At 71.6% G+C, this 21,837-nt stretch carries 16 protein-coding genes; 5 read left to right on the top strand and 11 right to left on the bottom strand.

Going from position 1 to position 21,837, the window contains the following annotated elements; translation table 11 throughout:
* Positions 1 to 361: 361 nt before the first annotated feature.
* The gene (locus OG897_RS18710; protein WP_266658262.1) at positions 362 to 2,548 is read right to left on the bottom strand and encodes a GTPase-associated protein 1-related protein; all 2,187 of its coding nucleotides are present in this window, start codon (positions 2,546 to 2,548) and stop codon (positions 362 to 364) included.
* 303 nt (positions 2,549 to 2,851) lie between these two features.
* Here OG897_RS18710 and OG897_RS18705 point away from each other — a divergent pair, with 303 nt between their 5' ends.
* Complete coding sequence (locus tag OG897_RS18705; RefSeq protein ID WP_266658260.1) at positions 2,852 to 4,339, top strand: aldehyde dehydrogenase; 1,488 nt, start codon at positions 2,852 to 2,854, stop codon at positions 4,337 to 4,339.
* A 2-nt stretch (positions 4,340 to 4,341) separates the two neighbouring features.
* A complete protein-coding gene (locus OG897_RS18700; protein ID WP_266660289.1) occupies positions 4,342 to 5,070 on the top strand; it encodes a gamma-glutamyl-gamma-aminobutyrate hydrolase family protein in 729 nt (242 codons plus the stop codon).
* A gap of 393 nt (positions 5,071 to 5,463) precedes the next feature.
* On the opposite strand, the gene OG897_RS18695 is transcribed toward OG897_RS18700, so the two are convergent.
* From OG897_RS18695 to OG897_RS18680, 4 genes are all read right to left on the bottom strand, one after another.
* The gene (locus OG897_RS18695; RefSeq protein WP_266658258.1) at positions 5,464 to 6,690 is read right to left on the bottom strand and encodes an MFS transporter; all 1,227 of its coding nucleotides are present in this window, start codon (positions 6,688 to 6,690) and stop codon (positions 5,464 to 5,466) included.
* Positions 6,691 to 6,824: 134 nt separating this feature from the next.
* On the bottom strand, positions 6,825 to 7,571 hold the full coding sequence (locus OG897_RS18690; RefSeq protein ID WP_266658256.1) for an arylmalonate decarboxylase: 747 nt from the start codon (positions 7,569 to 7,571) through the stop codon (positions 6,825 to 6,827).
* A 414-nt stretch (positions 7,572 to 7,985) separates the two neighbouring features.
* Positions 7,986 to 8,219: a tautomerase family protein gene (locus OG897_RS18685; protein ID WP_266658254.1), complete on the bottom strand. Its 234-nt coding sequence runs from the start codon at positions 8,217 to 8,219 to the stop codon at positions 7,986 to 7,988.
* Positions 8,220 to 8,249: 30 nt separating this feature from the next.
* The gene (locus OG897_RS18680) at positions 8,250 to 12,167 is read right to left on the bottom strand and encodes an amino acid adenylation domain-containing protein (protein WP_266660287.1); all 3,918 of its coding nucleotides are present in this window, start codon (positions 12,165 to 12,167) and stop codon (positions 8,250 to 8,252) included.
* A 305-nt stretch (positions 12,168 to 12,472) separates the two neighbouring features.
* On the opposite strand from OG897_RS18680, the gene OG897_RS18675 reads away from it, so the two are divergent.
* Positions 12,473 to 13,090: a TetR/AcrR family transcriptional regulator gene (locus OG897_RS18675; protein WP_266658253.1), complete on the top strand. Its 618-nt coding sequence runs from the start codon at positions 12,473 to 12,475 to the stop codon at positions 13,088 to 13,090.
* Here the strand turns inward: OG897_RS18675 and OG897_RS18670 are convergent.
* Positions 13,087 to 13,425 carry a helix-turn-helix transcriptional regulator gene (locus tag OG897_RS18670; protein ID WP_266658251.1) on the bottom strand — a complete coding sequence of 113 codons (339 nt, stop codon included), beginning with the start codon at positions 13,423 to 13,425 and terminating at the stop codon, positions 13,087 to 13,089. The two genes, OG897_RS18675 and OG897_RS18670, sit on opposite strands and share 4 nt — an antisense overlap.
* Positions 13,426 to 13,526: 101 nt before the next feature.
* Here OG897_RS18670 and OG897_RS18665 point away from each other — a divergent pair, with 101 nt between their 5' ends.
* Positions 13,527 to 14,474 carry an NAD(P)-dependent oxidoreductase gene (locus tag OG897_RS18665; protein ID WP_266658249.1) on the top strand — a complete coding sequence of 316 codons (948 nt, stop codon included), beginning with the start codon at positions 13,527 to 13,529 and terminating at the stop codon, positions 14,472 to 14,474.
* Positions 14,475 to 14,557: 83 nt separating this feature from the next.
* A complete protein-coding gene (locus tag OG897_RS18660) occupies positions 14,558 to 16,105 on the top strand; it encodes an FAD-dependent monooxygenase (RefSeq protein WP_266658247.1) in 1,548 nt (515 codons plus the stop codon).
* Between the two features lie 53 nt (positions 16,106 to 16,158).
* Here OG897_RS18660 and OG897_RS18655 read toward each other — a convergent pair whose 3' ends face one another.
* The 5 genes from OG897_RS18655 to OG897_RS18635 form a co-directional block, all read right to left on the bottom strand.
* The gene (locus tag OG897_RS18655) at positions 16,159 to 16,734 is read right to left on the bottom strand and encodes a MarR family winged helix-turn-helix transcriptional regulator (RefSeq protein WP_266658245.1); all 576 of its coding nucleotides are present in this window, start codon (positions 16,732 to 16,734) and stop codon (positions 16,159 to 16,161) included.
* A 112-nt stretch (positions 16,735 to 16,846) separates the two neighbouring features.
* Positions 16,847 to 18,310, bottom strand: a complete 1,464-nt coding sequence (locus OG897_RS18650; RefSeq protein ID WP_266658243.1) for an APC family permease — start codon at positions 18,308 to 18,310, stop codon at positions 16,847 to 16,849.
* Positions 18,311 to 18,316: 6 nt separating this feature from the next.
* Positions 18,317 to 19,165, bottom strand: coding sequence for a fumarylacetoacetate hydrolase family protein (locus OG897_RS18645; RefSeq protein WP_266658241.1), 849 nt, complete (start codon positions 19,163 to 19,165; stop codon positions 18,317 to 18,319).
* On the bottom strand, positions 19,158 to 20,096 hold the full coding sequence (locus OG897_RS18640; RefSeq protein WP_266658239.1) for a 3,4-dihydroxyphenylacetate 2,3-dioxygenase: 939 nt from the start codon (positions 20,094 to 20,096) through the stop codon (positions 19,158 to 19,160). Before OG897_RS18640 ends, OG897_RS18645 begins: the two co-directional genes overlap by 8 nt.
* A 2-nt stretch (positions 20,097 to 20,098) precedes the next feature.
* Entirely contained in the window at positions 20,099 to 21,589 is a 1,491-nt protein-coding gene (locus OG897_RS18635) for an aldehyde dehydrogenase (protein ID WP_266658237.1), read from the bottom strand.
* Positions 21,590 to 21,837 lie beyond the last annotated feature (248 nt).

Genomic DNA, 21,837 nt, shown 5'->3' with positions numbered 1-21,837 from the left:
CAGCCCGCCGCAGGCGCACCCGGGCGCGGCGCACCTGATCGCGGAGGTAAAGGCGGGCAGCACCGGTCCGACCCCCGTGCGAGGGGCGAGGCGGTACCGGGGCTGGCCGGGGGTGCTCCGGGGCGGGCCCGGAGCGAGAGGGGCCGCCCCCTTGCCCGCCCGTCCCGCCCCCGGGGGGCGGCCCCGCCGCCCAAGGAGGCTAGGCGGAGGGGGAGGGGGAGGGGGAGGGGGCCAGGCGGAGGCGGAGGAGGCTGGGCGGAGGCGGAGGGGGGCTGGGCGGAGGGTGCGGCCCCGCTGCCCAAGGGGGCTGGGCGGAGGCGGAGGGGGCTGGTTCCGCTGCCCAAGAGGGAGGGGGTGCTCCTCACCTTCGGCCGAAGCGGCGGGCCAGGCGGCCCAGCGGGCCCCCCGGCTTGTGCCAGGCCCGGAAGTCCGAAGCGTGCGTCCCGCCCGCCCGGTCCAAGTGATCCAGCAGAGAAGCGATCTCACGGCTCGTCATGTGCTGAAGCGCAGGCCGCAGCACCTCCTCCAGCAACGCCGCCCGCGTGTCGTCCCACAACCCACTCGCCCCGGTGTGCGCCGTCCACGCCATGAAGCAGTCCGCCGCGTACGAGGGAGCGGTACGCAGCCGGTCGAGCAGGGGAGCCGTCCGGGCCACGGACCCGTACGCGCCCAGCAGGTCCGCGTCACCGGAGCGCGCCAGCGCCGACAGCTCCCCGAGCGGCCGCTGCTCGGACAGCAGCTCCCGGGCCACCAGCCCGTAGGCCCGTTGGAGAACGTTCGCCTCGACCGGGTGCGCCGCCGACCGCAGCGTCAGCGCCGTGGCCACCGGCCCCGCCCCCGCCCGCCCCTCCGCCAACGACTCCGCGAACTCCAGCATCCGCAGCGCCCCCAGCTGCCGCGCGTCGATCTCGTGCGGGAAGCACCGGATCAGATCGGCGGCGAGCGGCGTGACGTCCGGATCGTCGGCGGGCCCTTCGAGCGCGGCCCGGATCAGCTCCGGGTACGTCCCCGCCGTGCGGTGCGCGTCCGAGCCCGTCTCGCCCAGGATCCAGCGGGCCTCCTGCGGAGTGGGCAGCAGGTTCTCCGGCCAGACCAGCCGGAACCCCGTCCGCAGCACCAGCGGCTCGATCATCGGCGAGACCCCGGCGGCCCGCAGCACCGTGTGCAGCGTGGAGTCACGGTCCTCCGCGTCCGGCCCGTGTTCCTGTGCCTGCCCCTGCCGGGACGCCCCCGGCAACGGATACGCGGCGCACATCCGCAGATGCGGCAGCCCGTCCGGAACACCCCGCACGAGATCGGCCGTGTGCAGCAACCGCACCACCGAGAACGGGTTGTCTGGAGCCAAGTCATCGAGATGTACGAGGAGTTGGGCGTGCAGCGCGGAGTGCCGGTCCAGGGCCTCCCGCACCGCCGCACTGCGCGCCCGGTCCGGTTCGGCGAGCAACTCGTGGGCGAGCTGGCGCGCCAGCTCGGGGACGGCCGCCGGATTGTCGTCCTCGGCGGCGAAGAGGGCGGCCAGCGGAGCCAGGATCTCGGTGGGCACCTTGCCGTCGATGCGCTCGGCGAGCCGGGCCAGGGCGTCGAGTTCGCCGTCGGGCCGGGATCCTGGCACGGGGGCGCACAGGGCCCCCAACAGGGCAGGCCAGTCGGAGGCGTTGAGTCCGTCCGCGTGCTCCTCCGCCCACAGGGTGGCGGCCGTACGGCCCCGCGAGTCGAGTGGGACTCCGGCGCTGAGCGCGGTCGCGGCCAGCGGGCCCTCCTCGAACTCCCCGTCGTGCAGGGAGGGTTGTGCGGCAGCTCGTTTGAACAGCTCCGGCCGCGCCGCCAGCCACACCTGCGCCGCGACTGCGGCCCAGGCGTCCTCGACACCGGCCGAGCCCGCATCCGTACCGACGCGGCCGGGGCGGTGCACCCGGAACTCCGCCGCGGGGAAGACCACGTCAGGCGACGTCCCGATGATCTGCTGGAGTGCGTGCTCCGGCCGTTCCGCGTACGTCGTGAACGTCAGCCCGTGCGCGTGCTCGCGCGGCAGCGCCGCACCCAGCACCGCCACCCAGCGTGCGATGTCCGCCGGGTCCTCCTCCACCAGCACCACCGGCCGCGCGCCCGGGTCCTCGCACAGGGTGCGTACGTCCGCGAGCACGCCCGCCAGCCGCGCCCCGCACGACGCCGCGAAGTCCGCGAGGCCGTCCCGGTCGAAGAACCCGGCGGCGGGGGTGAGGAGGTCGAGCGGCTCGGGCGTGCTGCCGGGTGCGGGGGCGAGGGGCGCCCAGCGCGGCGAGTCCCACGCGGTGATGGGCAGCGCGCCGCCCGGCAGGCGTACTCCGGCGGGCAGATGGACGGCGTGGGTGTGCGCGGCGCCGCTCTCCGGGTCCGTCGTCGTACGGCTCAACAGGCGGCTGCCGTCGGAGAGTTGGGTGAGCGAGAAGGCGGAGGCGGGGAAGGCGGCCAGCACCTCCTCGGCCTCGTCGAGGAGGTCGCGGGGGACGTCGGGGCTGACCGCCGTGAACCCGGCGGCCGAGGTGTAGTGAAGCTGGGCCAGGCTCATGCGGGTCGCTCGCTCCCTTGGTGCGGTGGGTGGGACGACAGGGATGCCGTGGCTGGCGGCGGGTCGGCGTACCTCCAAGATCACTTGTCCCTGCGACGGACCTATACCAGCAGATCCCGGCGCTGCCTGCTGTGCTTTAGGCGATTTTCATGCTCGTAAGTGGGGTGGAAACGGGCGCGCCCACCCCCTTGTGGTCGCTCGCGCCGTCCGCTTATCGTTTGGGTTCAAATGGAAATGCGGTGGTGCTGCCCGCCGGTCCGACGTCCCGGGCGACCCCGTCGCGAACTCCGGAGGTACCTCACAGTGGACATTTCTTACGAAGGCTGGCTCCAGCGCGCCACGTCCCTCCGGCATCCGACGGGACACCACATCGACGGCCGCGAGGAGGCGGGCGGCGGTGCGGACTTCGCCGTCGTCTCGCCCCGTGACGGCCGCGAGCTGACACGTGTCGCCGACGCGGGGGAGGCCGAGGTGGACCTCGCCGTCGCCGCCGCCCGCCGCGCCTTCGACCACGGCCCCTGGCCGCGCCTCGCCCCCGGGGAGCGCGGACGGGCCCTGTTCCGGCTGGCCGAGCTGATCGAGGAGCGGCGCGAGGACCTCGCGCTCACGCTCAGTCTGGAGATGGGCAAGCCGATCTCCGACGCGTACGGCATCGAACTGCGCGCCCTCGTCAACACCTTCCGCTACTACGCGGGCCTCGCCGACAAGCTCGCCGACGAGGCCCCGCACACCGCGCCCGACGCGCTCGCCCTCGTCACCCGCGAGCCCGCCGGAGTCGTCGGCGCGGTCGTCCCGTGGAACTTCCCGCTCACCCTCGCCGGTTGGAAGATCGCCCCGGCACTGGCCGCGGGCTGCACCGTCGTCCTCAAGCCCTCCGAACTGTCCCCGCTCTCCGCGCTCCTCCTCGGACGGCTCGGCACGGAGGCGGGACTGCCCGACGGCGTACTGAACGTGGTCGCGGGCGACGGACCGACCGCCGGCCGCGCCCTCGGTCTGCACCCCGGCGTCGACGTCCTCGCCTTCACCGGCTCCACCGCCGTCGGCCGCCACTTCCTGCACTACGCGGCCGACTCCAACCTCAAGCGGGTCTGGCTGGAACTGGGCGGCAAGTCGCCCAACATCGTGCTGCCCGACGCCCCCGACCTGGCGCAGGCCGCCGCCACCGCCGCGTGGGGCATCTTCTTCAACCAGGGCGAGATGTGCACCGCGCCCTCCCGTCTCCTCGTCCACTCCTCCGTCGCGGAGAGGGTCGTCGACGCCGTGGTCGACCGCGCTCAGGCGCTCAGGGTCGGCGACCCGCTCGACCCGGCGACCGAGATGGGCGCGATGGCGGGGGAGACGCACCTCAACAAGGTGCTGGGCCATATCGCCGCAGGCCAGAAGGACGGTGCACGGCTTCGTACGGGCGGCGTCCGCATCCACCAGGAGACCGGCGGCAGCTACCTCGCACCGACCGTCTTCGACGGGGTCGCCCCCGACGCCCGCCTCGCCCGCGAGGAGATCTTCGGCCCCGTCCTCTCCGTCTTCGCCTTCGACACGATCGACGAAGCGGTACGCCTCGCCAACGACACCGAGTACGGCCTCGCCGCCGGGCTCTGGACCGCGAACCTCTCCACCGCCCACCAGGTCTCCCGCCGCCTGCGCGCCGGAACCGTCTGGGTCAACTGCTACGAGGAGGGCGACCTCACCGTCCCCTTCGGCGGAATGAAGCAGTCCGGCAACGGGCGCGACAAGTCCGCGCACGCCCTGGAGAAGTACACCGAGCTCAAGACGACCTGGATGCAGCTGTGAGCATGCCGGACGGCCGCCCCCTCATCGCTCTCCCCAACCGCTTCGCCGCGTCCGCCTCCGTCCTGCGGTACGCCGCCGAGGTCACCGCGCGCGCCCTCGTCGACGCGGTGTGGCGGGCCGGGGGCGAGCCGTTCATGCTGCACCCGTACGCCCCCGACTCCATCGCCGACCCCGCCGAGGTCGCGGCCCGCCTCGCTCGCTGTGACGGCGTGCTGCTCCCCGGCGGCGGCGACCTCGCCCCGCAGACGTACGGCGCACGCGTCGCGCACGACAGCGTGTACGACGTCGATACGGAGCAGGACGCCTTCGACCTCGCCGTGGCGCACGCCGCACTGGAGGCGGGGCTGCCGCTGCTGGCGGTCTGCCGGGGCATCCAGGTCGTCAATGTCGCCCTCGGCGGCACCCTCCAGCAGGACATGGGCGGCCCGGACCACGAGCACCGGCACCTCGTCCACCCGGTGGTGCTCCAGCCCGGCTCAGCCGTCGCCGCCGCCGCAGGCACCGACAAGGTCGACGCCTCCTGCTACCACCACCAGCGCGTCGAAGCACTCGGCTCCGGCCTCGTCGCCACCGCGCTCGCCTCGGACGGAACCGTCGAGGCCCTCGAACTCCCGGACACCCAGGGGTGGTTCGCCGCCGTCCAGTGGCATCCGGAGGACACCGCGGCGCACGACCCCGCCCAACAGGGCCTGTTCGACGCGCTGGTGCGCGCGGCATCGCGTACGGCCTGATCCCGTACCCCGCCCGCCGGGCCTGCGCGAGTCGGCGCGATCTGGACGGCGATCCCGCAGTTCATGCTGCCGATCCAGGTGCAGCGCATCACCGGCACCACCGACTCGGCCGCCCTCGCCACCGCGAGCCTGCTGGGCACCGTCGCCGCGACCGTCGGCAACCCGGCGCGACTTCACCGCGATCGTCCCGTGCATGCCTGCGCTGCTGCCTTGGGCGAACCGGGCGGTGGAGGAAGAGCTTCTTCGCGGGCGTGGCTGAGGCGTCGGAATCCAGCCTGCGGAAGGTCGCAACTAGTGGTGACTGCGCTTGAGTTGGGGTGGAGGTCACATTGTGGGGCGCGGGCCGTGTGCGGGAGAGCGACACCCGCACACGGCCCTGCGTACGGGTGCGGATCAGGCCGCGCCCCGGCTGCCCGCCTTGAAGGCGTGGGACTTGGCCGTGCCGACGATCAGGAGGGCCACCACGCCCAGGGCGAGCAGGACCCAGGGGAAGGTGCCCGCGCCCGAGGACTCCAGCAGGAGGCCGCCGACCACGCCGCCGCCCGCCACCGCCAGGTTGAAGATCGTAACGAGCATGGACTGGGCGACGTCCGCGCCGTCGCCCGCCGCGTCCGCGATGGCGGTCTGGAGGAGGGTCGGTGCGCCGCCGAAGGTGAGGCCCCAGGCGACCACGCCGATGACGACGGCGACGGGGGAGTTCTGGCCGATGCCCAGGATCAGTGCGGCGGCGGCGAATCCGGCGAGGCTCGCCAGGGTGAGGACGCGGAGCTTGCGGTCGACGAACAGACCCGTGAACCAGATGCCCGCGATGGCGGTCGCGCCGAAGACCAGCAGCATCACGTCGACGCGCTCGCCCAGGCCCGCCTTGGCCATGAAGGGGGCGATGTAGGTGTAGAGGATGTTGTGGGCCAGGATCCACAGGAAGATGACGGCCAGGATCGGCCGGATGCCGGGGGTGAGGAAGATCCGGCGGATGGGCAGGCGCTGTTCGGCGGACTGCCCGGGGAAGTCCGGGACCAGGGTGCGGACCCAGACGACCAGGAGCAGGGCCACGGCCGACATGATCCAGAAGACGCCCTGCCAGCCGAAGAGCGAGCCCAGCAGAGTGCCGAGCGGGACGCCGAAGGTCAGCGCGATCGGCTGGCCGACGCCGACGATGGCGAGGGCCCGGCCCTGGAGGTGCTCGGGGACCAGGCGGCGGGAGTAGCCCGCGAGGAGGCCCCAGATGACGCCGGACGCCATGCCCGCGATGAAGCGCGCGCCGAGGGTCAGTGCGTAGTTGGTGGAGAGTGCGGTGACCGTGTTGAAGACGAAGAGCGAGCCGACCGCGTAGAGGAGCAGGGGGCGGCGGGACATGGCGCGGGTCGCGGCGATCACGGGGATCGCGGCGACGACGGAGCCGATGGCGTAGAGGGTGACGAGCTGGCCCGCGAGACCCTCGGAGATGCCGAGGCCCTTGCTGATCTGGGGAAGCAGGCCGGCGGGCATCGTCTCGGTCATGATCGCGAGGAAGCCCGCAGCGGTGAACGCGAGGAGCTTGAGGATGGGGAGGCGCTCTGTGGCGGGGGGCTGGGGGGATGCGGTGGTGACTGTCTCGGGGGTGCTGGCTGTGCTCGTCACGAAGGTCTCCAGAATGCCGGGGGCGGCCGGGTGTGCGCGTGGCGTCGGGCTTGTGGTGCCTGGCGTGTGGCGTGTGGCGTGTGTGCCGGTGGCCGCCCCCTCGGCTCGGGCGGGATGGGTGAGTGGTGCGGGGCTCAGTGCTCGGAGAGGAGGGAGCCGTGGCCGTGGACGTGGTCGGTGATGCCGAGGCGGCGCAGGGCGTGCCAGTACAGGACCGTGTTGTTGGAGATGACCGGCTTGTCGAGCCAGGTCTCGGCGACGGCGGCCAGGCGGGTCATGGCGACGTTCGTGCCGACCTGGACGATCGCGTCGACGTCGGGGCCGTCGATGTCCCGGACGGTGTCGCGGAGTTGGGCCTCCGACACGTGGGAGATCTTGGCGGGACTGGAGACGCCGAGGCCCTGGATGCGGACGACGTCGTAGTCGTTGTCCTTGAAGAAGCGGCTGACGGAGTCGTCGCCGACGGGGAGGTACGGGGTGATGACGGCGACGCGGCGGGCCCGGTAGACGTCCAGGGCGGCCTTGATGGCATCCGGGCTCATGATCACCGGCAGGCCGTCGGCGGCTTCGGTGAGGGAGGCGAGGACGCGGGAGTGCGAGTCGGGGCCGTCCCAGTAGCTCTCCGGGGAGACGCCGATGACGACGCCGTCGGGGTTGCAGCTGACGACGCTTTCGATGGCGGGGACGGTGGAGCGGCGGATGCTGTGCATGACGTGGTCAAAGCCGGGTTCGTCGACCATCGAGTCGTCGCCGATGAGCATGCGGCCGGTGTGGTTGGTGACGTGGTGGGGGCGGAGGGACTCCATTTCGGGCTGGGCGGAGGTGTTGGTGGAGGGGAGGACGATGCCGAGCTTGAGGCGGGGGCCGAGGGAGTCGGGCATGGGGTGGCCTTTCGGTGGGGTGGGGTGGGGGTTGGGGCGTACGGGGGTGGGGCGGGGCCCCTTGGCGGGGTTGGGCGGTGTCGGGGTGCGGCGGGGGGTGCTCCGGGGTGGCCCGGAGCGAGAGGGGCCGCCCCCTTGCCCGCCCGTCCCGCCCCCGGGGGGGGGGGGGGGGGGGGGGGGGGCGGCCCCGCCGCCCAAGGGGGCTAGGCGGAAGCGGAGGGCGGAGCCAAGGGGGGAGGGCATTGAGGGGCGCGGGGAACTGCGCGACCAGCCACGACGCACCCGCACGGAACGGGACTCGGCTCCGGCAGGGTTGAGGTGAAGGGGTGGGGAGGGGCAGCCCGCCGCAGGCGCACCGAGGGGCCACACACGGCATGGAACGGGGCCCGCCGCAGGCGCGAGCGGCCCCCGGGGCTAGGCCGGTCTGTAGGCAGGGGGCTTGATGAGGTGGGGCTCCTGGGCCGTGATGAGCGGGGCCACGACCCGCTCGGCCCAGTCCTCGGGCGGGATCGGGTGGAGGGCGATCGAGACCGCCCCCTCGTACGTGTCGAAGTGCCGGACGACGACCGCCGTCAGGTCCTCGGCCAGCCGCGCCCGCTGCACCGCGGTCAGCTCGGCCGGGAAGTGGCTCAGGTCGATGTGAGGCATGGGGCTACTCCAAGTACTTCACGAGAACGGTTAGTTGGTGGCCAGGCGGGAGCGGATGGCCGTGAGGAGTTCCGGCAGGCCGTGCCGCTTGAGGACCGCGTAGTGGTCACCCGCGAGGTTGACGACCGTCGCCGGGGACACCGTGTAGCCCGTCGCGTCCTCGATGAACGAGTAGTCGTCGCCGGTGGCCTTGAAGACGGTCACCGGAGCCTGGATCTGACGCTCCGTCAATTCGCGGAAGTTGTAGTCGAACTCGTACGTCTCGGCGACGATCCGGGTGATCCGCCGGATCAGGTCCTCACCGAGGGCCGGTATCCGCCCGTGGGTGAAGGCGATGAAGGACGCCTCGTCGTGGGTGGCCGCCAGGCAGTCCGCGAGGTCCGGGCCGGAGATGGAGCCCGTGAAGACGGAGTGCAGGATCGTCACGTAAGCGGGGTTGACGTAGGACGACTCGCGGCCGTGCTCGGCCCCCTCGGCGGCGCGCACCTTCGGGTTGCCGGGGCAGATCAGCAGGAGGTCCGAGACCTTCTGGCCCGCCTGTTCCAACTGCCAGGCAGCCTCGAAGGCGACGCGGGCCCCGAAGGAGTAGCCCCAGAGGAGATAGGGGCCCTCGGGCTGGACGCGGCGGATCTCGGCGACGTCGGCCGAGGCCATCTCCTGCACCGTCGGGTACGGAGTCTCACCCGCGTTGATGCCGTGCGCCTGGATGCCGTAGAAGGGGCGGCCGAGCCCGGATTCGCGGCCGAGGAGGCGGAGGTTCATGGGGTAGCCGCCGAGGCCGGGCCAGCAGAAGACGGGAGGGAGGGCGGCGGACTCCTCCGCGTACAGCGGGATCAGCCTGGAGGCAGAGGCTGTCCCCTCCGGAGCGCCTGCGGAAGCGGACTCGATCCGTGCCGCCAGCTCACCCAACTTCGGTGCCTCAAAGATGACTTGGAGCGGCAGTGAAGTGCCGAACTCCCGGTTGACGCGGTTGACGAGGGCCACCGCGACGAGCGAGTTGCCGCCCGCCGTGAAGAAGTCGTCCGCCGTCGAAGGGTCCTCGTACTTGAGGGCCTTGCCCCACGCCTCGGCGAGCCACCTCTCGTGCGCGGTCGCCGGAGCGACGTACGGGGCGTCGCTGCCCGCAGCGCGCACGGTCTCGTCGGCGGCGAGCGCCTTCGCGTCGACCTTGCCGTTCGCGGTGAGCGGCAGGCTGTCGAGGACGAGTACGCGATTGGGGATCATGTAGTCGGGAAGCAGGGTCGCCAGCTCGTCCTTGATGATCTCGGCGGGCCCCTTGGAGTGCACCGAGTCCTCGTACATGCCCTCGCTGCGGATCTGCTCCTCGCTGACCCGGCCGCCCAAGAAGAAGTAGGACGGGCCGCGCGGCACTCCCTGCTCCGCGAGGATCTCGTCGATGCGGCGGGAGGCGGGCAGCGGGTTGCCGGACTCCGAGCTGTAGCCCGCCGACATGAAGCCGAGGCCCAGGCCGTTGCGCTGGAGGTGGTGGAGCTTGGTGCCCATCGCCACGTACGCGAGCCAGGGCTCGGCGGCGCGGCTGACGGCGGCGATGCCGAACGACGCCCGGTCGTACACGCCCTGGTTGATGGCGATGACGTGCTTGCGCTGCACCAGACCGGCGGAGAAGGGCACCAAGGCGCCGTTGGAGTAGAGGTATTGACCGCTCGTCACGTCTGCGATCCGGCCCGGGTGGGCCTGTACGTAGACCTCGGTGGGATCGGCGGCGGGGGTGCCGTCGTTGCGGACGATTTCGAAGGTGCCCAGGTAGTGGTCCTCGTCGGGGACGCCGAGGAGACCCTTGACCGCCTCCCGGTACCCGACGGGGCGCACCGCCAGCCCGTACTCCGGGAGCACCTCCTCGAAGACGCCCAGCATGTGGCCCGTCTCGAACTCCAGGACCTCGCGGATGTTGTTGGCGTAGACCGGCTCGATGGCCTGGTTCTTGCCCAGGAAGTGCAGGCGGATCCGGGGGCCTTCGCCGCCGGGGAACAGCCCTGACGGGCCCGCGATCCGGATCAGGGTGTGATCGGCGGGGTGGTGGTAGTGGATGCCGTCCGCGATGCCCGAGGTGTCCGGGACGCCCTCGAAGCCCGTGACCTCCACGTAGAGCTGGGTCGCGTACAGCGCGCCCGGGGAGGCGTACGCGTACTTCGGCAGGAGGCGTTCGGTGCTGCGGAAGGGACCGAACCAGCGGAGTATTTCCCCGAGTTCGTCGAGCGAGAGGGATTCAGGGGCTCTTCCCCCGACGGTGGACGGCGTGCGGGGGGCCAGCAGCCTCAGCAGGTCGTCGCGGGTCACCTCGCCGCCGTCGTAGAAGCGGTACGTCTTGCGGGCGAAGGTCTCCCGGCGCTGGCGCTCGGTGCCGTCGCGGCCCGGCAGGTCGAGCACGTCGTGGCCCTGTACGCCCAGGTCCAGCAGGTCCTCGGCGTCGCGCACCCCGGCGTGTGACAGCTGGGCCTTGACCTGGAGCTTGCTGGCCTTGGACTGGTGGTGGCCGCCGTGGTTGCCCTGGTCCATCAGGGCCGCCTCGCGCGGGTTCAGCTCGACCACGGCCACCAGGTTCCGGAAGCCGGTGCGTGCGTCGTCGGTGACCACGGCCGCCGCCCGGCGCACCCAGGTGTGCTCCTCGACGGCGACCGCGATCTCGTCCAACTCCACCCGGTAGCCGCGCAGTTTGACCTGGTTGTCGGCCCGGCCGAGGCAGGTGATCGTGCCGTCCGGATTCCAGTGCGCGAGGTCGCCGGTGCGGTAGAGGCGTTCGGTCGGGACGAACGGGGAGGGGACGAAGCGCTCTTCGGTGAGGTCCGGACGGTGCAGGTAGCCGCGCGCCAACTGCACGCCGCCTATGTAGAGTTCACCGGCCGTGCCGATGCCGACCGGGCGGCGCTCCTCGTCCAGGATGAAGCACTGGGTGTTGTCGACGGGGACCCCGATGGGGACGGTGCCGTTGCCGGTGGCCGCCTCGGACGCGTCGTCCAGTGCGTCCGGGTCGACCAGGTTGGCCGTCGCGTTGATGGTGGTCTCGGTGGGGCCGTACAGGTTGACCAGCGAGGCTTCCGACAGTGCGGCCAGCAGTTCACGGGCGAGCCGCCGCGACAGTGCCTCGCCGCCGGAGAACACCCGGCGGAGGGAGGTGCAGGAGGTGAACTCATCGGTGTCCAGCAGGGCTTGGAGGAGGGTGGGGACACCCTGAAGGGTCGTCACCTCGTACCGGTTGATGGTCTCGATCAGTGCTTCGGGATCCCGGTAGCTGCCCGGCGGTGCGACGACGACCTTCGCGCCGGTGGCCGGGGCCAGGATCTCCCACTGCGCCGCGTCGAAGCTCATCGGCGTCTTCTGCAACACCGTCACATGGCTGCCCAGGTGACCGATGGTGTGCATCCAGCGCAGCTGCGACACGACGCTGCGGTGCTCGATCATCACGCCCTTGGGGCGGCCGGTGCTGCCCGAGGTGTAGATGACGTACGCGAGGGAGTCCGGTCGCGGGGCGGGTGTCGCCTGGAGTGACCGGGGTGCCCGGGCGCCGGGGATCACCGTGCAGTGGTGCACGTCGGCGGTCGAGACGTCCCGGGCCTCGTCGGGCGTGACGATCCGGGTGCCCGCCGGGGCGATGGCGGCGAGGCGCTCGCGCAGGTGTTCCTGGGTGACGACGACGGTGGTCCGACTGTTCTCGATCATGTAGCGCAGCCGGTCCTCCGGGTACTCCGGAGAGAGCGGCAGATAGGCGGCCCCGGCGAAGAGGACTCCCCACGCCCCGACCATCAGGTCGAGCGAGGGCTCCGTGAAGACGCCGACGCACTCATCCGTCTCCACGCCCAACAGGTGGAGCTTCGCGGCCAGTTGGCCGCTCGCGAGGCCCAGTTCTCGGTAGCTGAGGCTGCGGTCGCCGCTGACGACCGCCACGGCGTCGGGACGTACCGCGATCTGTCGTTCCAGGAGGCCGGGCAGGCAGGAGGCGTGCTCCTGGTGGAGGTCGCGGGTGGTGTGGGCCTGACGTACGACGCGCACGGCGCGTTCCGGTACGGCGGGCTGGGCTCCAGGCAAGGTGTTCTCCCCAGTGATGAAGCGCTCTCGGTGCCCGGTTTCCGGGCTTCCCCCCGCGCCCGCTCCCCGTGGCGCGACATGCCGTGAAGCGGCAGGGCGTACGGGGTGGGCGGCGAGCTGCGCGACTGAGACAAGCACACAACCCGCATCGATTGCACGCTGCGCAATGGAAGTTTAACAATCGTTCCAGAACGGCTAACCTTGCGGATATGTCACCTCGCCAACGGGGCTTCGACCTCGAAAAAGCACTGGACGCGGCCATGGACACCTTCTGGGAGAAGGGCTACGCGGCCACTTCCGCCCAGGATCTGGTGGACAGCACGGGTCTCGGCCGAGGCAGCCTCTACAACACGTTCGACAGCAAGTACGGCCTGTTCCAGGCGGCGCTGAAGCGGTACGACACCGAGTGGACGACCCGCCTGGTGACCCTCCTCGAAGAGGGCGAGGGCCCGGCCCGCGACCGGATCCGTACGGTCCTGATGAGCGTCGTCGAGGAGGAGACCTCGGGGCACCCTCAACACCGGGGGTGTCTCGTGGTCAACTCCGCCTTGGAGTTGGCCGGTCGTGACGCCCGGGTCACCCAGTACGTCCGGGACACCTTCGGCCGCATCGCGGAAGCCCTCGCGGTCTGCGTCGGGCAGGGGGTGCGCGACGGATCGCTGCCGGAATCGGCGGAAACACCACGCGACCGCGCGCTCTACCTGCTCAATTCCATGTACGGGCTGCGCGTGCTCGGCAAGGTCTCCGACCGGCGCGAACTGGCCGCGCTCGTGGACCGCATCCTGCCGCCGGAGGCATCGGCCCGGCGCGAGAGCCCTGCGGTCTAACGGGGTCCTTCGAGGGAGCCTTCGGGGGGCCCTTCGAGCCGCAGCAGGCTGTCCAGCAGCCCCGGGAAGCGCTCCTCGAAGTCGGGGCGCAACCGCAGCAGCATCCCCGTGCCCGTACTGCGCTGGACGATCAGCCCCGCTTCGCGGAGCACCTTCCAGTGGTACGAGCGGGTGGACTTCGACCCCGGGACGTCGAGGGTCGAACACGGGACTTCCTCGTCCGGCGACGACGCCAGCCGGACGACCACGAGTCGCCGGTGCCGATCGGACAACGCCCCGTACACGGCGTCCAGTTGGATATCGCCGAGAGGCGGATGGGAGAGCTGGAGCGGCATCGGCGACCTTTCATCCGGAGTTCACGAGGGGGCGTTGCCAGCATATCCGGGGGTCCCTATGGTGACGGGGTACGAAAATTTTCGAACCGTAGGAGTCCGACATGACCACTCCCCAGGCCGCCGAGCAGGCCACCCCCCAGCCGGTCGTCGCCGTCCTCGGCACCGGAATCATCGGCGCCCCCGTCGCCCGCAACCTCGCCAAGGGCGGCTTCACCGTCCGCGCCTGGAACCGCACCCGGGCCAAGGCCGACGCCCTCGCCGCCGACGGAGTGCACGTCGCCGACACCCCCGCCGAGGCGGTGGACGGCGCTGACGTCGTCCTGACCGTCCTCAACGACGGCCCCCGCGTCCTGGAAGCCGTCCGTGCCGCAGCACCCAAGCTCGCAGCCGGTACGGTCTGGGTGCAGGTCAGCACGGTCGGAGAGGACATCGACGAGATCGGCGCGTACGCCGCCGAAGCCGGGCTCGTCCTCGTCGACGCCCCCGTCCTGGGCACCCGCCAGCCCGCCGAGCTGGGCAAACTCGTGGTCCTCGCGGCGGGCCCGGAGTCCGTGCGCCCCACGGTTCAGCCGCTCTTCGACACCATCGGCTCGCGCACCGTGTGGATCGCCGACGACGGCGCGAAGGGCGCGGCCAGTCGCCTCAAGCTGGTCCTCAACACCTGGGTCATCGCCCTCACCAACGGCGTCGGCGAAGCCCTCTCCCTCGCCAAGGGCCTCGACGTGGACCCCCGGCACTTCGTGGACGTCATCACCGGCGGTCCCCTGGACAGCGGCTACTTCCAGGGCAAGTCGGCGGCCGTCCTGGCCGAGGACTTCACTCCCAGCTTCACCGTCGACAACGCCGAGAAGGACGCCCGCCTCGCCGCCGAGGCCGCCCGGCGCACGGGCCTGCGCCTGGACGGGGTCGAGGCGGGCCGCGACCGCTTCGCCCGCGCGTCCGCGCAGGGCCACGGCGGCGAGGACATGGCGGCCGTGTACTTCGCGAGCTTCGACGACGCGGACGCCGCCGATGCCTCCGCCGCTTCCGACGCCGAGCCGAAGGTCTGACCGAAGCCGAAGCCGAAGCCGAAGCCGAAGCCGAAGCTAAAGCCGAAGCCGAAGCCACCCACAGTGCAACAGGGAGCACTTTCATGCTGACCGACCGGTTCCCCGAACGCACATGCGTCCTGATCGCGGGCGGCGGCCCCGTCGGCATGCTGCTCGCCTGCGAACTCGCCCTCCAGAACGTCGAGGCGATCGTCCTGGAGCAGGACGTGCGGGTCAGGGACACCCCACGGGCCGGAACCCTGCACGCCCGCAGCGTGCAGTCCCTGCTCCGCCGGGGCTTCTTGCGGCTCCCCGAGCCCGGCCGCCTCGACCTCCACCACCGGACCGGCTTCCACTTCGCCGGACTCCCGCTCCTGGAGATCACCACGCCCACGGCCGAGGGCCCGCCGATCTTCCACCAGTCGCAGTCCGCCCTGGAGGAAGCCTTCGAGGCCAGGGCCCGCACTCTCGGCGCGGTGATCCGGCGCGGAGTACGGGTGACCGGCCTGACCGAGTACGCCGACCGCGTCGAGGCGGAGACCCTCTCCGAGGACGGCACCCGGTCCCGCGTCGAGGCCGACTGGCTGGTCGGCTGCGACGGCGCGCGCTCCACCGTCCGCGAGGCGGCCGGTGTCCCCGCGACGACCACCCCGCCGTCGTTCAGCGGACTCGTCGCCCTGGTGGAACTCCTCGACCCCCAAGGCACCCCCGGCGGCTGGGCGCACGGCCCCGAGGGCTCGACGCTGATCAACGTCAATCCGTACGGACTCAGCCGCGTCGTCGTCCACGACTTCACGCCGCCCTTCCCCGAGCGCCAACAACCCCTCACCTTCGCGGAGTTGACAGGGGCGACGAGGCGGGTGCTGGGCCGTGACATACCCATGCGCGGGGCGACGTACCTCTCCCGGTTCAGCGACTTCACCCGCCTCGCCGACACCTACCGCTCAGCCGGACCCGGGCGCGTCCTGCTCGCGGGCGACGCCGCGCACGTTCACGCGCCCCTCGGCGGGCAGGGCCTCAACACCGGCCTCCAGGACGCCTTCAACCTGGGCTGGAAGCTCGGCGCGGTGGCGCGGGGCGACGCGCCCCCGGCGCTCCTGGACACGTACACCCGTGAACGCCGGCCCGTCGGCCAGGAGGTCGTCGACAACACCCGCACCCAGGCCGCCGTCATGAACCCGCACCCCGAGAACGGCCGCCTGCGCGCCCACTTCACCGCACTGCTCGCCGAACCCGAGCAGGTCAAGGAGATGGCCGACACGGTCAGCGGCCAGGGAATCCGCTACCCGCGACCGCCCGGCTCGACCTCCCTGGAGGGCGCCTTCCTCCCCAACCACGCCTTCACGACCGACGACGGCCCGACCACCGTCGCCCAACTCCTCACCCCGGCAGAGCCGTTGCTCCTCCTGACCGAAGGGGCCCGGGACCCGGAGGAGACCAGGTCCGGGCTCCGTACCGTACGAGTGAGCAGCCCGGAGCCCCTCGCGTGGAGCGCGCTGCTCCTGCGCCCCGACGGCTACATCGCGTGGGCGGCACCGGCGGGCGCGGACCCGGCAGGCGTGGAACCGGACGCCGACGCGAGCGGCCTGGCCGACGCGCTCGACCGCTGGCTGGGCCCGCCGAAGCCGCTCCGGAGGTGCCAGGCGGCCTGAGCCCAACACCCGTACCCGGTGAGGAGTCCCAACACCCGTACCCAGTACAAAAGTTACGGCTTGGTGGCCCGGCGGCCGCTGCGGCGCGGGGCGGGCTCCTCGCCGTTCAGCAGCTCGCGGCGGCGCTCCTCGCCGTGCTCCTCGACCTGGACGACGATGCGGCGCAGGGCGTCCGCCGTCTTTTTGCACTCGTCGGCGTCCAACTGCTGCGCCACGAAAGCCTCTTCGGCGTTCAGCTCGGGGAAGACGCGGCGCATCAGCGCCTCGCCCTCCTCGGTGAGGCTGAGCAGTACGCGACGCCCGTCGGAGGGGTGGTTCGTGCGCCGCACCAGGCCGCGCCCCTCCAGGGTTCTGGCCACGCCGGTCAGCGTGCCCTTGGAGATGCCCGCCTCCTCGGCGACGTAACGGGTCTCCTGCTCGCCCCAGATCCAGACCACCCACAGCACCACGAACGCGGTCCAGGTGAGGTCCGAGCCGCGCAGCACCGAGTTCTCGAAGTGGCCCCGGACGGCGGCGGCGGCACGGTGGATGTTGGCGATGACCGCCATCTGCTCGTGCTGGATGGGGATGCCGCCGAGCTTGGACTCGACCAGCTTCTCGGTCTCGATGATGGAACGCTGGCCGGGCACAGGCTCTCCTTCGGACACACCTAGCGGTTCGGTCGTTCGACATCAAATTGTACGGGTGGCCGGGCCCCTGGTCAGGGGCCCGGCCACCGTGCTCGACGGAAGTCGGTGCTGGTCAGCGGTCCGACCGCGCCGCCCGTCTGGCGTACGGCAGCCGGGACAGGCCCGCGCACAGCACCAGCGCCGCCGGAACGGTCAGCGCCAGCCACGTCGCGGTCGCCGCGTTCCCGCCGATCAGGGTGGGGAAGTTGTCGACGACGAGGAAGATGGCGCCCGCGATGCCGAGCGACCCGAGGAGCGGGGCGATCAGCGTGTTCCAGACGCGGGTGTCCTGCCGGGTGCGGCGGAAGAAGACGATCACCGACACCGAGGTCAGGAAGTACAGCAGTGTGATCGCGAGGGCCGCGACGCCGCTGAACCAGGAGAACATCGTCAGCACCGGGTCCTTGCCGAGCACCACGAACGGCAACGCGAGCGCCGTCGCCGTCAGCGTCTGGACGACACCGGCCACCCACGGAGACTGCCGCTTGCCGAGCACCGACAGCCTGCGCGGGAGCAGACCGTCGCGGCTCAGCGAGAACAGATAGCGGTTGGCCGAGTTGTGGAAGGCGAGGATGCCCGCGAAGAGAGAGGTGGCGAGGAGGAAGGGCAGGACGTCGTTGGTCCACGCCCCGAACCGCGCGGCCACCGGTGCGAACACGAACGCCGCCCCGTCGCCGCCCGCCAGCGCCGCCCCTGCCGCCGCCGCGCTCCTGGACGCTCCGTACGAGGAGACGACCATCCACGTCGTGAACGCGAAGAAACAGGTCACGACCGCGACCGCCAGGTAGGTGGCACGCGGGACCGTCTTCGTCGGGTCGCGCGCCTCCTCTCCGTAGATCGCCGTCGCCTCGAAGCCGAGCATCGAGGCGAGCGCGAAGACGAGCGCCACACCGGGCGCGCCTTCGAGCAGGGCCGACGGCGAGAAGGAGGCCCCCGCGTTCAGCCCCTCGGGCCCGCCGCCCTGGAACAGGGTCACGACCCCGAACGCCAGCAGGATGCTGAACTCGGCGAGCACGAACACCGTGAGGACCTTCGCCCCCACCTCGATGCCCAGCACGCCGAGCAGCTGCACGATCGCCATGGTCGCGAACGCGCAGACCCACCAGGGGACTTCGAGCCCCGCGTAGTGCTCGAAGAGCCGACTGGTCGTCGCCCCGTAGAGCCCGTACATCGACGCCTGGATGGTGCTGTACGCGAGCAGGGCCACGCCCGCGCTGCCGATGCCGGTGGTCCGGCCGAGCCCCCTGCCGATGTACGTGTAGAACGCGCCCGCGTCGACGACGTACCGTCCCATCGCCACGAAGCCGACGGAGAAGAGCAGCACGATGCCACCGGCGACGGCGTACGCCGCCGGGGTGCCGGGGCCGTTCCCGATGGCTATCGCGATCGGGGCGGCCCCGGCCATGCCGGTCAGCGGGGCCTGTGCGGAAAGGACGAAGAAGAGGATGCCGAGGGCACCCAGGGCGCCCCGCTTGAGTGTGCGGGGCGCGTCACCTGCTGCTGGAGACTTCGAGGTCTCCGTCCGCTGGGGGGTCACGGCCGGTCAGCCTCTCTTCGGCGCGCGGACGCCTCGGAACTCCCAGTCGCCGCCGAAGGCCGTGGAGACGACCTCCTCCGACTCGGTGGGCTGCGCACCGCAGTCGTCGCGGACCGGGAGCGGGCCGGAGACGATGTGGTTCGTCAGCTTCCCGAGCCCTTCCACCTCGACCTCGACGACGTCACCCGGCTGCACGGGACGGGAGTTGGCGGGCGTGCCCGACAGCAGGACGTCGCCCGGGTTGAGGGTGATGGTGCGGGCGATGTCGGCGACCAGGTAGTGCATGTCCCACTCCATCTCGGAGGTGGAACCGTCCTGGACGACCACGCCGTTGACATACGTACGCAGGTATTTGCTGCGGAAGTCCCAGTCCGTCACGAGCCCCGGGCCGAGCGGGCACAGCGTGTCCGAGCCCTTCACGCGCAGCATCGATCCGGCGTCGGTGTCGCGGAAGTCGTGCAGCCCGTAGTCGTTGCCGATGGTGTACCCGGCGATGTAGTCACCGGCCTCCTCGGGTGAGATGTTGCGGGCGGTCCTCCCGATGACGATCGCCACCTCGCCCTCGTAGTTGAGGTACTTGCAGCCCTCGGGGCGCACGACGGCGCCCTGGTGGGAGTTGAGCGCGGACGTCGGCTTGTGGAAGTACGTCGGCGTGGGCGCGAGGCCGATCTGGAACTCCTCGACCCTGCTGCGGTGATTGAGGTGTACGGCGACCACCTTGGAAGGTACGACCGGGGGGAGGTGGCGGGCGTCGTCGGCCTTGACGCGGCGACCGTCGGAGGAGACCAACTCGTCCTCCTGGCGCTCTACTTGGACGACGGCACCGTCGAGGAGGATGCGGCGGTACTCAGGCATGGGCGGTCTCCAGGGAGGTGGTGTCGTCGTGGGCCGTGCTGTCGGCGGTCGCGGTCCAGCCGCCTTCGGGGCGGTCGAACCAGATGTGGACCTGGCCGGTGCCGACGGAGTTCTCGTACGCGCTGAACAGCCGTCCGGGGGCGGTGCAGCGCTCCTCGCCGAGGGCCCCGGCCATCATCAGGTAGTGGCCGAAGCGGGCCTCGGGCTTGAACCGGTAGAACTCCGGCATGGTGCGCAGGACGTCGTCGTGCCGTCCTTGTTCGAACCAGGCGATCCGTTCGTAGTCGGCCTCGCGGGCACCGGCGCTGTGGATGTGGCTGGGGTCGCTGGACTCGTGGTCGCGCAGTTCGCGCAGCGACCAGAAGGTGTGCGACAGCGCGCCGGACGCGATGACGATCACCTTGCGGTCGGTGGCGGCGATGCCGTCGGCCAGTGCGCGGCCGAGCCGGAGGTTGTCCTCGGTGTCGGCGGTCTGGCAGACCCCGATCGACACCCACTTCTTCTCCGGCAGCCCTTCGCCGAGGTACTTCCACAGGTTGATCGTGGCGTAGTACACGGGGAGGTACGGGTCGTCGATCGGCGTGATCCAGGTGCCGTGCCGGTCGGCGAACCCGGCGATGCTGTGGGCGAGTTCGGGGTCGCCCGGGTAGTCGTACGGCATGCGGCACATGCCGCGCGGCAGCTCCTCGGAGGTGAAGAGACCGGCTCGCCTGTCCTGGGCGGCGACGACGTACTCAACGGTGGTCGCCCAGTGCGAGTCGAGGACGACGACGGTGTCGTAGTCGAGCGTCTCGAAGACCTCCTCGCGGAGCTTGCGCAGTCCGGGGACGAGGCTGATCTCGCGGCCCTCGTTGAGCTCCTTGCGGGTCTCCTCGGGCAGAACGATGGTGGGGACGTGGGACAGGAGCCCCGCGCCGACGATTTCACCCATGTTTAGGCCCACCCTGATTCCTGTGCGGTGACGGTGTTCTTGAGGTCGCAGTAGAAGTCGAAGCTCCAGGTGCCGCCCTCGCGGCCGATGCCGGACTGGCGGGAGCCGCCGAAGGGGGCGCGGAGGTCGCGTACGTAGAAGCAGTTGACCCAGACGGTTCCGGCGACGAGCTGTTCGGCGATCCGGTCGGCGTGCGCGCGGTCGCCGCTGACGAGGGTGGCGGCGAGACCGAACCGGGTCCCGTTGGCCAGCGTGACGGCTTCCTCGTCGCTCCCGAAGGTCTGGAGGGTGAGCACAGGACCGAAGATCTCCTCCTGGACGGCTTCGGCGTCCTGCGGGAGCCCGGTGAGGAGGGTGGGCCGGTAGTACAGCCCGCCCAGTTCCTCGTTCAGCGCGGTGTTCGGCCCGCCGCCGATGACGGCCCTCGCGCCCGCTTCGACCGCGCGCCGCACGAAGCCGTCGATCTTCTCCAGCTGGCGGGGGTGGATGTTGGGCCCCAGGTCGGTGGCGGCGTCGCGCGGGTCGCCCTGGACCAGGGAGCCCGCCTTCGCGACGAAGCGCCGGGTGAACTCGGCTTCGAGCGACTCGTGCACGAGGAGCCGGGTCCCGGCCAGGCACACCTGCCCGGCGTTGTCGTACTGCTCGACCGCCAGCTCGACGGCCAGGTCGAGGTCCGCGTCCTCCAGGACGAGGAGGGGGGACTTGCCGCCGAGTTCGAGGGAGGTCGGGGTGAGGTTCGCCGCTGCTGCGGCGGCGACGTGCCGGGCGGTCGGCACGGAGCCGGTGAAGCTGATGCGGCGGACGTCGGGGTGCTCGGTGAGGGCCTGGCCGACCTCGGCCCCGTATCCCTGTACGACGTTCAGTACACCGGCGGGGAGTCCGGCCTCGGCGGTGATGTCGGCGAGGAGGGAGGCGGTGAGGGGCGACCACTCGGCGGGCTTGAGGACGACGGTGTTGCCCGCGGCGAGGGCGGGGGCGACCTTCCAGCTCTCCATCATGAGGGGCGCGTTCCACGGAGTGATCAGTACGCAGGGTCCGGCCGGGTCCCAACTCACGTGATTGCGCCGGGTGTTGGTGTCGAAGTCGGCGTGACCGAGGTCGTTGGTCAGCCAGTCCGCGAAGAAGCGGAAGTTGTGGGCGACGCGGGGCATGACGCCTCGGCGGTGGGAGCGGACGAGGGCTCCGTTGTCGCGGGTCTCGACCTGGGCGAGCTCTTCGAGCCGCTTCTCGACGCCGTCGGCGATGGCGTGGAGGATGCGGGCCCGCTCCTGCGGCGAGGTCGCCGCCCAGCCGGGGAAGGCGGCCTTGGCTGCGGCGACGGCGGCATCGGCTTCCGGCTTGCCGCCTCGGGAGATCCGGGCGAGCTCGGTGCCGTCGATGGGGGAGTGGTCGGGGAAGGTGGCCCGGTCGGCGGACTCGACGCGGACGCCGTTGATCCAGTGGCGGGTGTCGACGCGGGTTCCGGCGATGGGGGTGGGGGCGGGGTGGGGCACGGGGTCTCCTGGGTCGTTCGTGGGTGGGGAGGTACGGCGGTGGGGCGGGCCCCCCTTGGTGGGTGCGGCCGGTAGCGGGGTGGGGGAAGGGGGGGCTGCGAAGCATGCCCCTAGGGGCGCGGGGAACTGCGCGACCAGCCACGACGCACCCGCACATGAACGGGACAGCCGCGCGGCGAGCGCTTGAGGTGAAGGGGCGGGGAGGGGCAGCGCCGCAGGCAAACCCGGTACGGCCCAACAGCCCGCAG

Source organism: Streptomyces sp. NBC_00237, assembly GCF_026342435.1.
Lineage (GTDB): Bacteria > Actinomycetota > Actinomycetes > Streptomycetales > Streptomycetaceae > Streptomyces.
The sequence above is the reverse complement of the archived record's forward strand: the minus strand, read 5'-3'. Positions and strand labels throughout refer to the sequence as shown.

What these genes read in the sequence shown, in the direction of transcription:
- OG897_RS18710 (WP_266658262.1), bottom strand. Translation starts at nt 2,548, where the DNA reads ATGAGCCTGGCCCAGCTTCACTACACCTCGGCCGCCGGGTTCACGGCG.
- OG897_RS18700 (WP_266660289.1), top strand. Translation starts at nt 4,342, where the DNA reads ATGCCGGACGGCCGCCCCCTCATCGCTCTCCCCAACCGCTTCGCCGCG.
- OG897_RS18690 (WP_266658256.1), bottom strand. Translation starts at nt 7,571, where the DNA reads ATGCCCGACTCCCTCGGCCCCCGCCTCAAGCTCGGCATCGTCCTCCCC.
- OG897_RS18685 (WP_266658254.1), bottom strand. Translation starts at nt 8,219, where the DNA reads ATGCCTCACATCGACCTGAGCCACTTCCCGGCCGAGCTGACCGCGGTG.
- OG897_RS18675 (WP_266658253.1), top strand. Translation starts at nt 12,473, where the DNA reads ATGTCACCTCGCCAACGGGGCTTCGACCTCGAAAAAGCACTGGACGCG.
- OG897_RS18670 (WP_266658251.1), bottom strand. Translation starts at nt 13,425, where the DNA reads ATGCCGCTCCAGCTCTCCCATCCGCCTCTCGGCGATATCCAACTGGAC.
- OG897_RS18665 (WP_266658249.1), top strand. Translation starts at nt 13,527, where the DNA reads ATGACCACTCCCCAGGCCGCCGAGCAGGCCACCCCCCAGCCGGTCGTC.
- OG897_RS18660 (WP_266658247.1), top strand. Translation starts at nt 14,558, where the DNA reads ATGCTGACCGACCGGTTCCCCGAACGCACATGCGTCCTGATCGCGGGC.
- OG897_RS18645 (WP_266658241.1), bottom strand. Translation starts at nt 19,165, where the DNA reads ATGCCTGAGTACCGCCGCATCCTCCTCGACGGTGCCGTCGTCCAAGTA.
- OG897_RS18640 (WP_266658239.1), bottom strand. Translation starts at nt 20,096, where the DNA reads ATGGGTGAAATCGTCGGCGCGGGGCTCCTGTCCCACGTCCCCACCATC.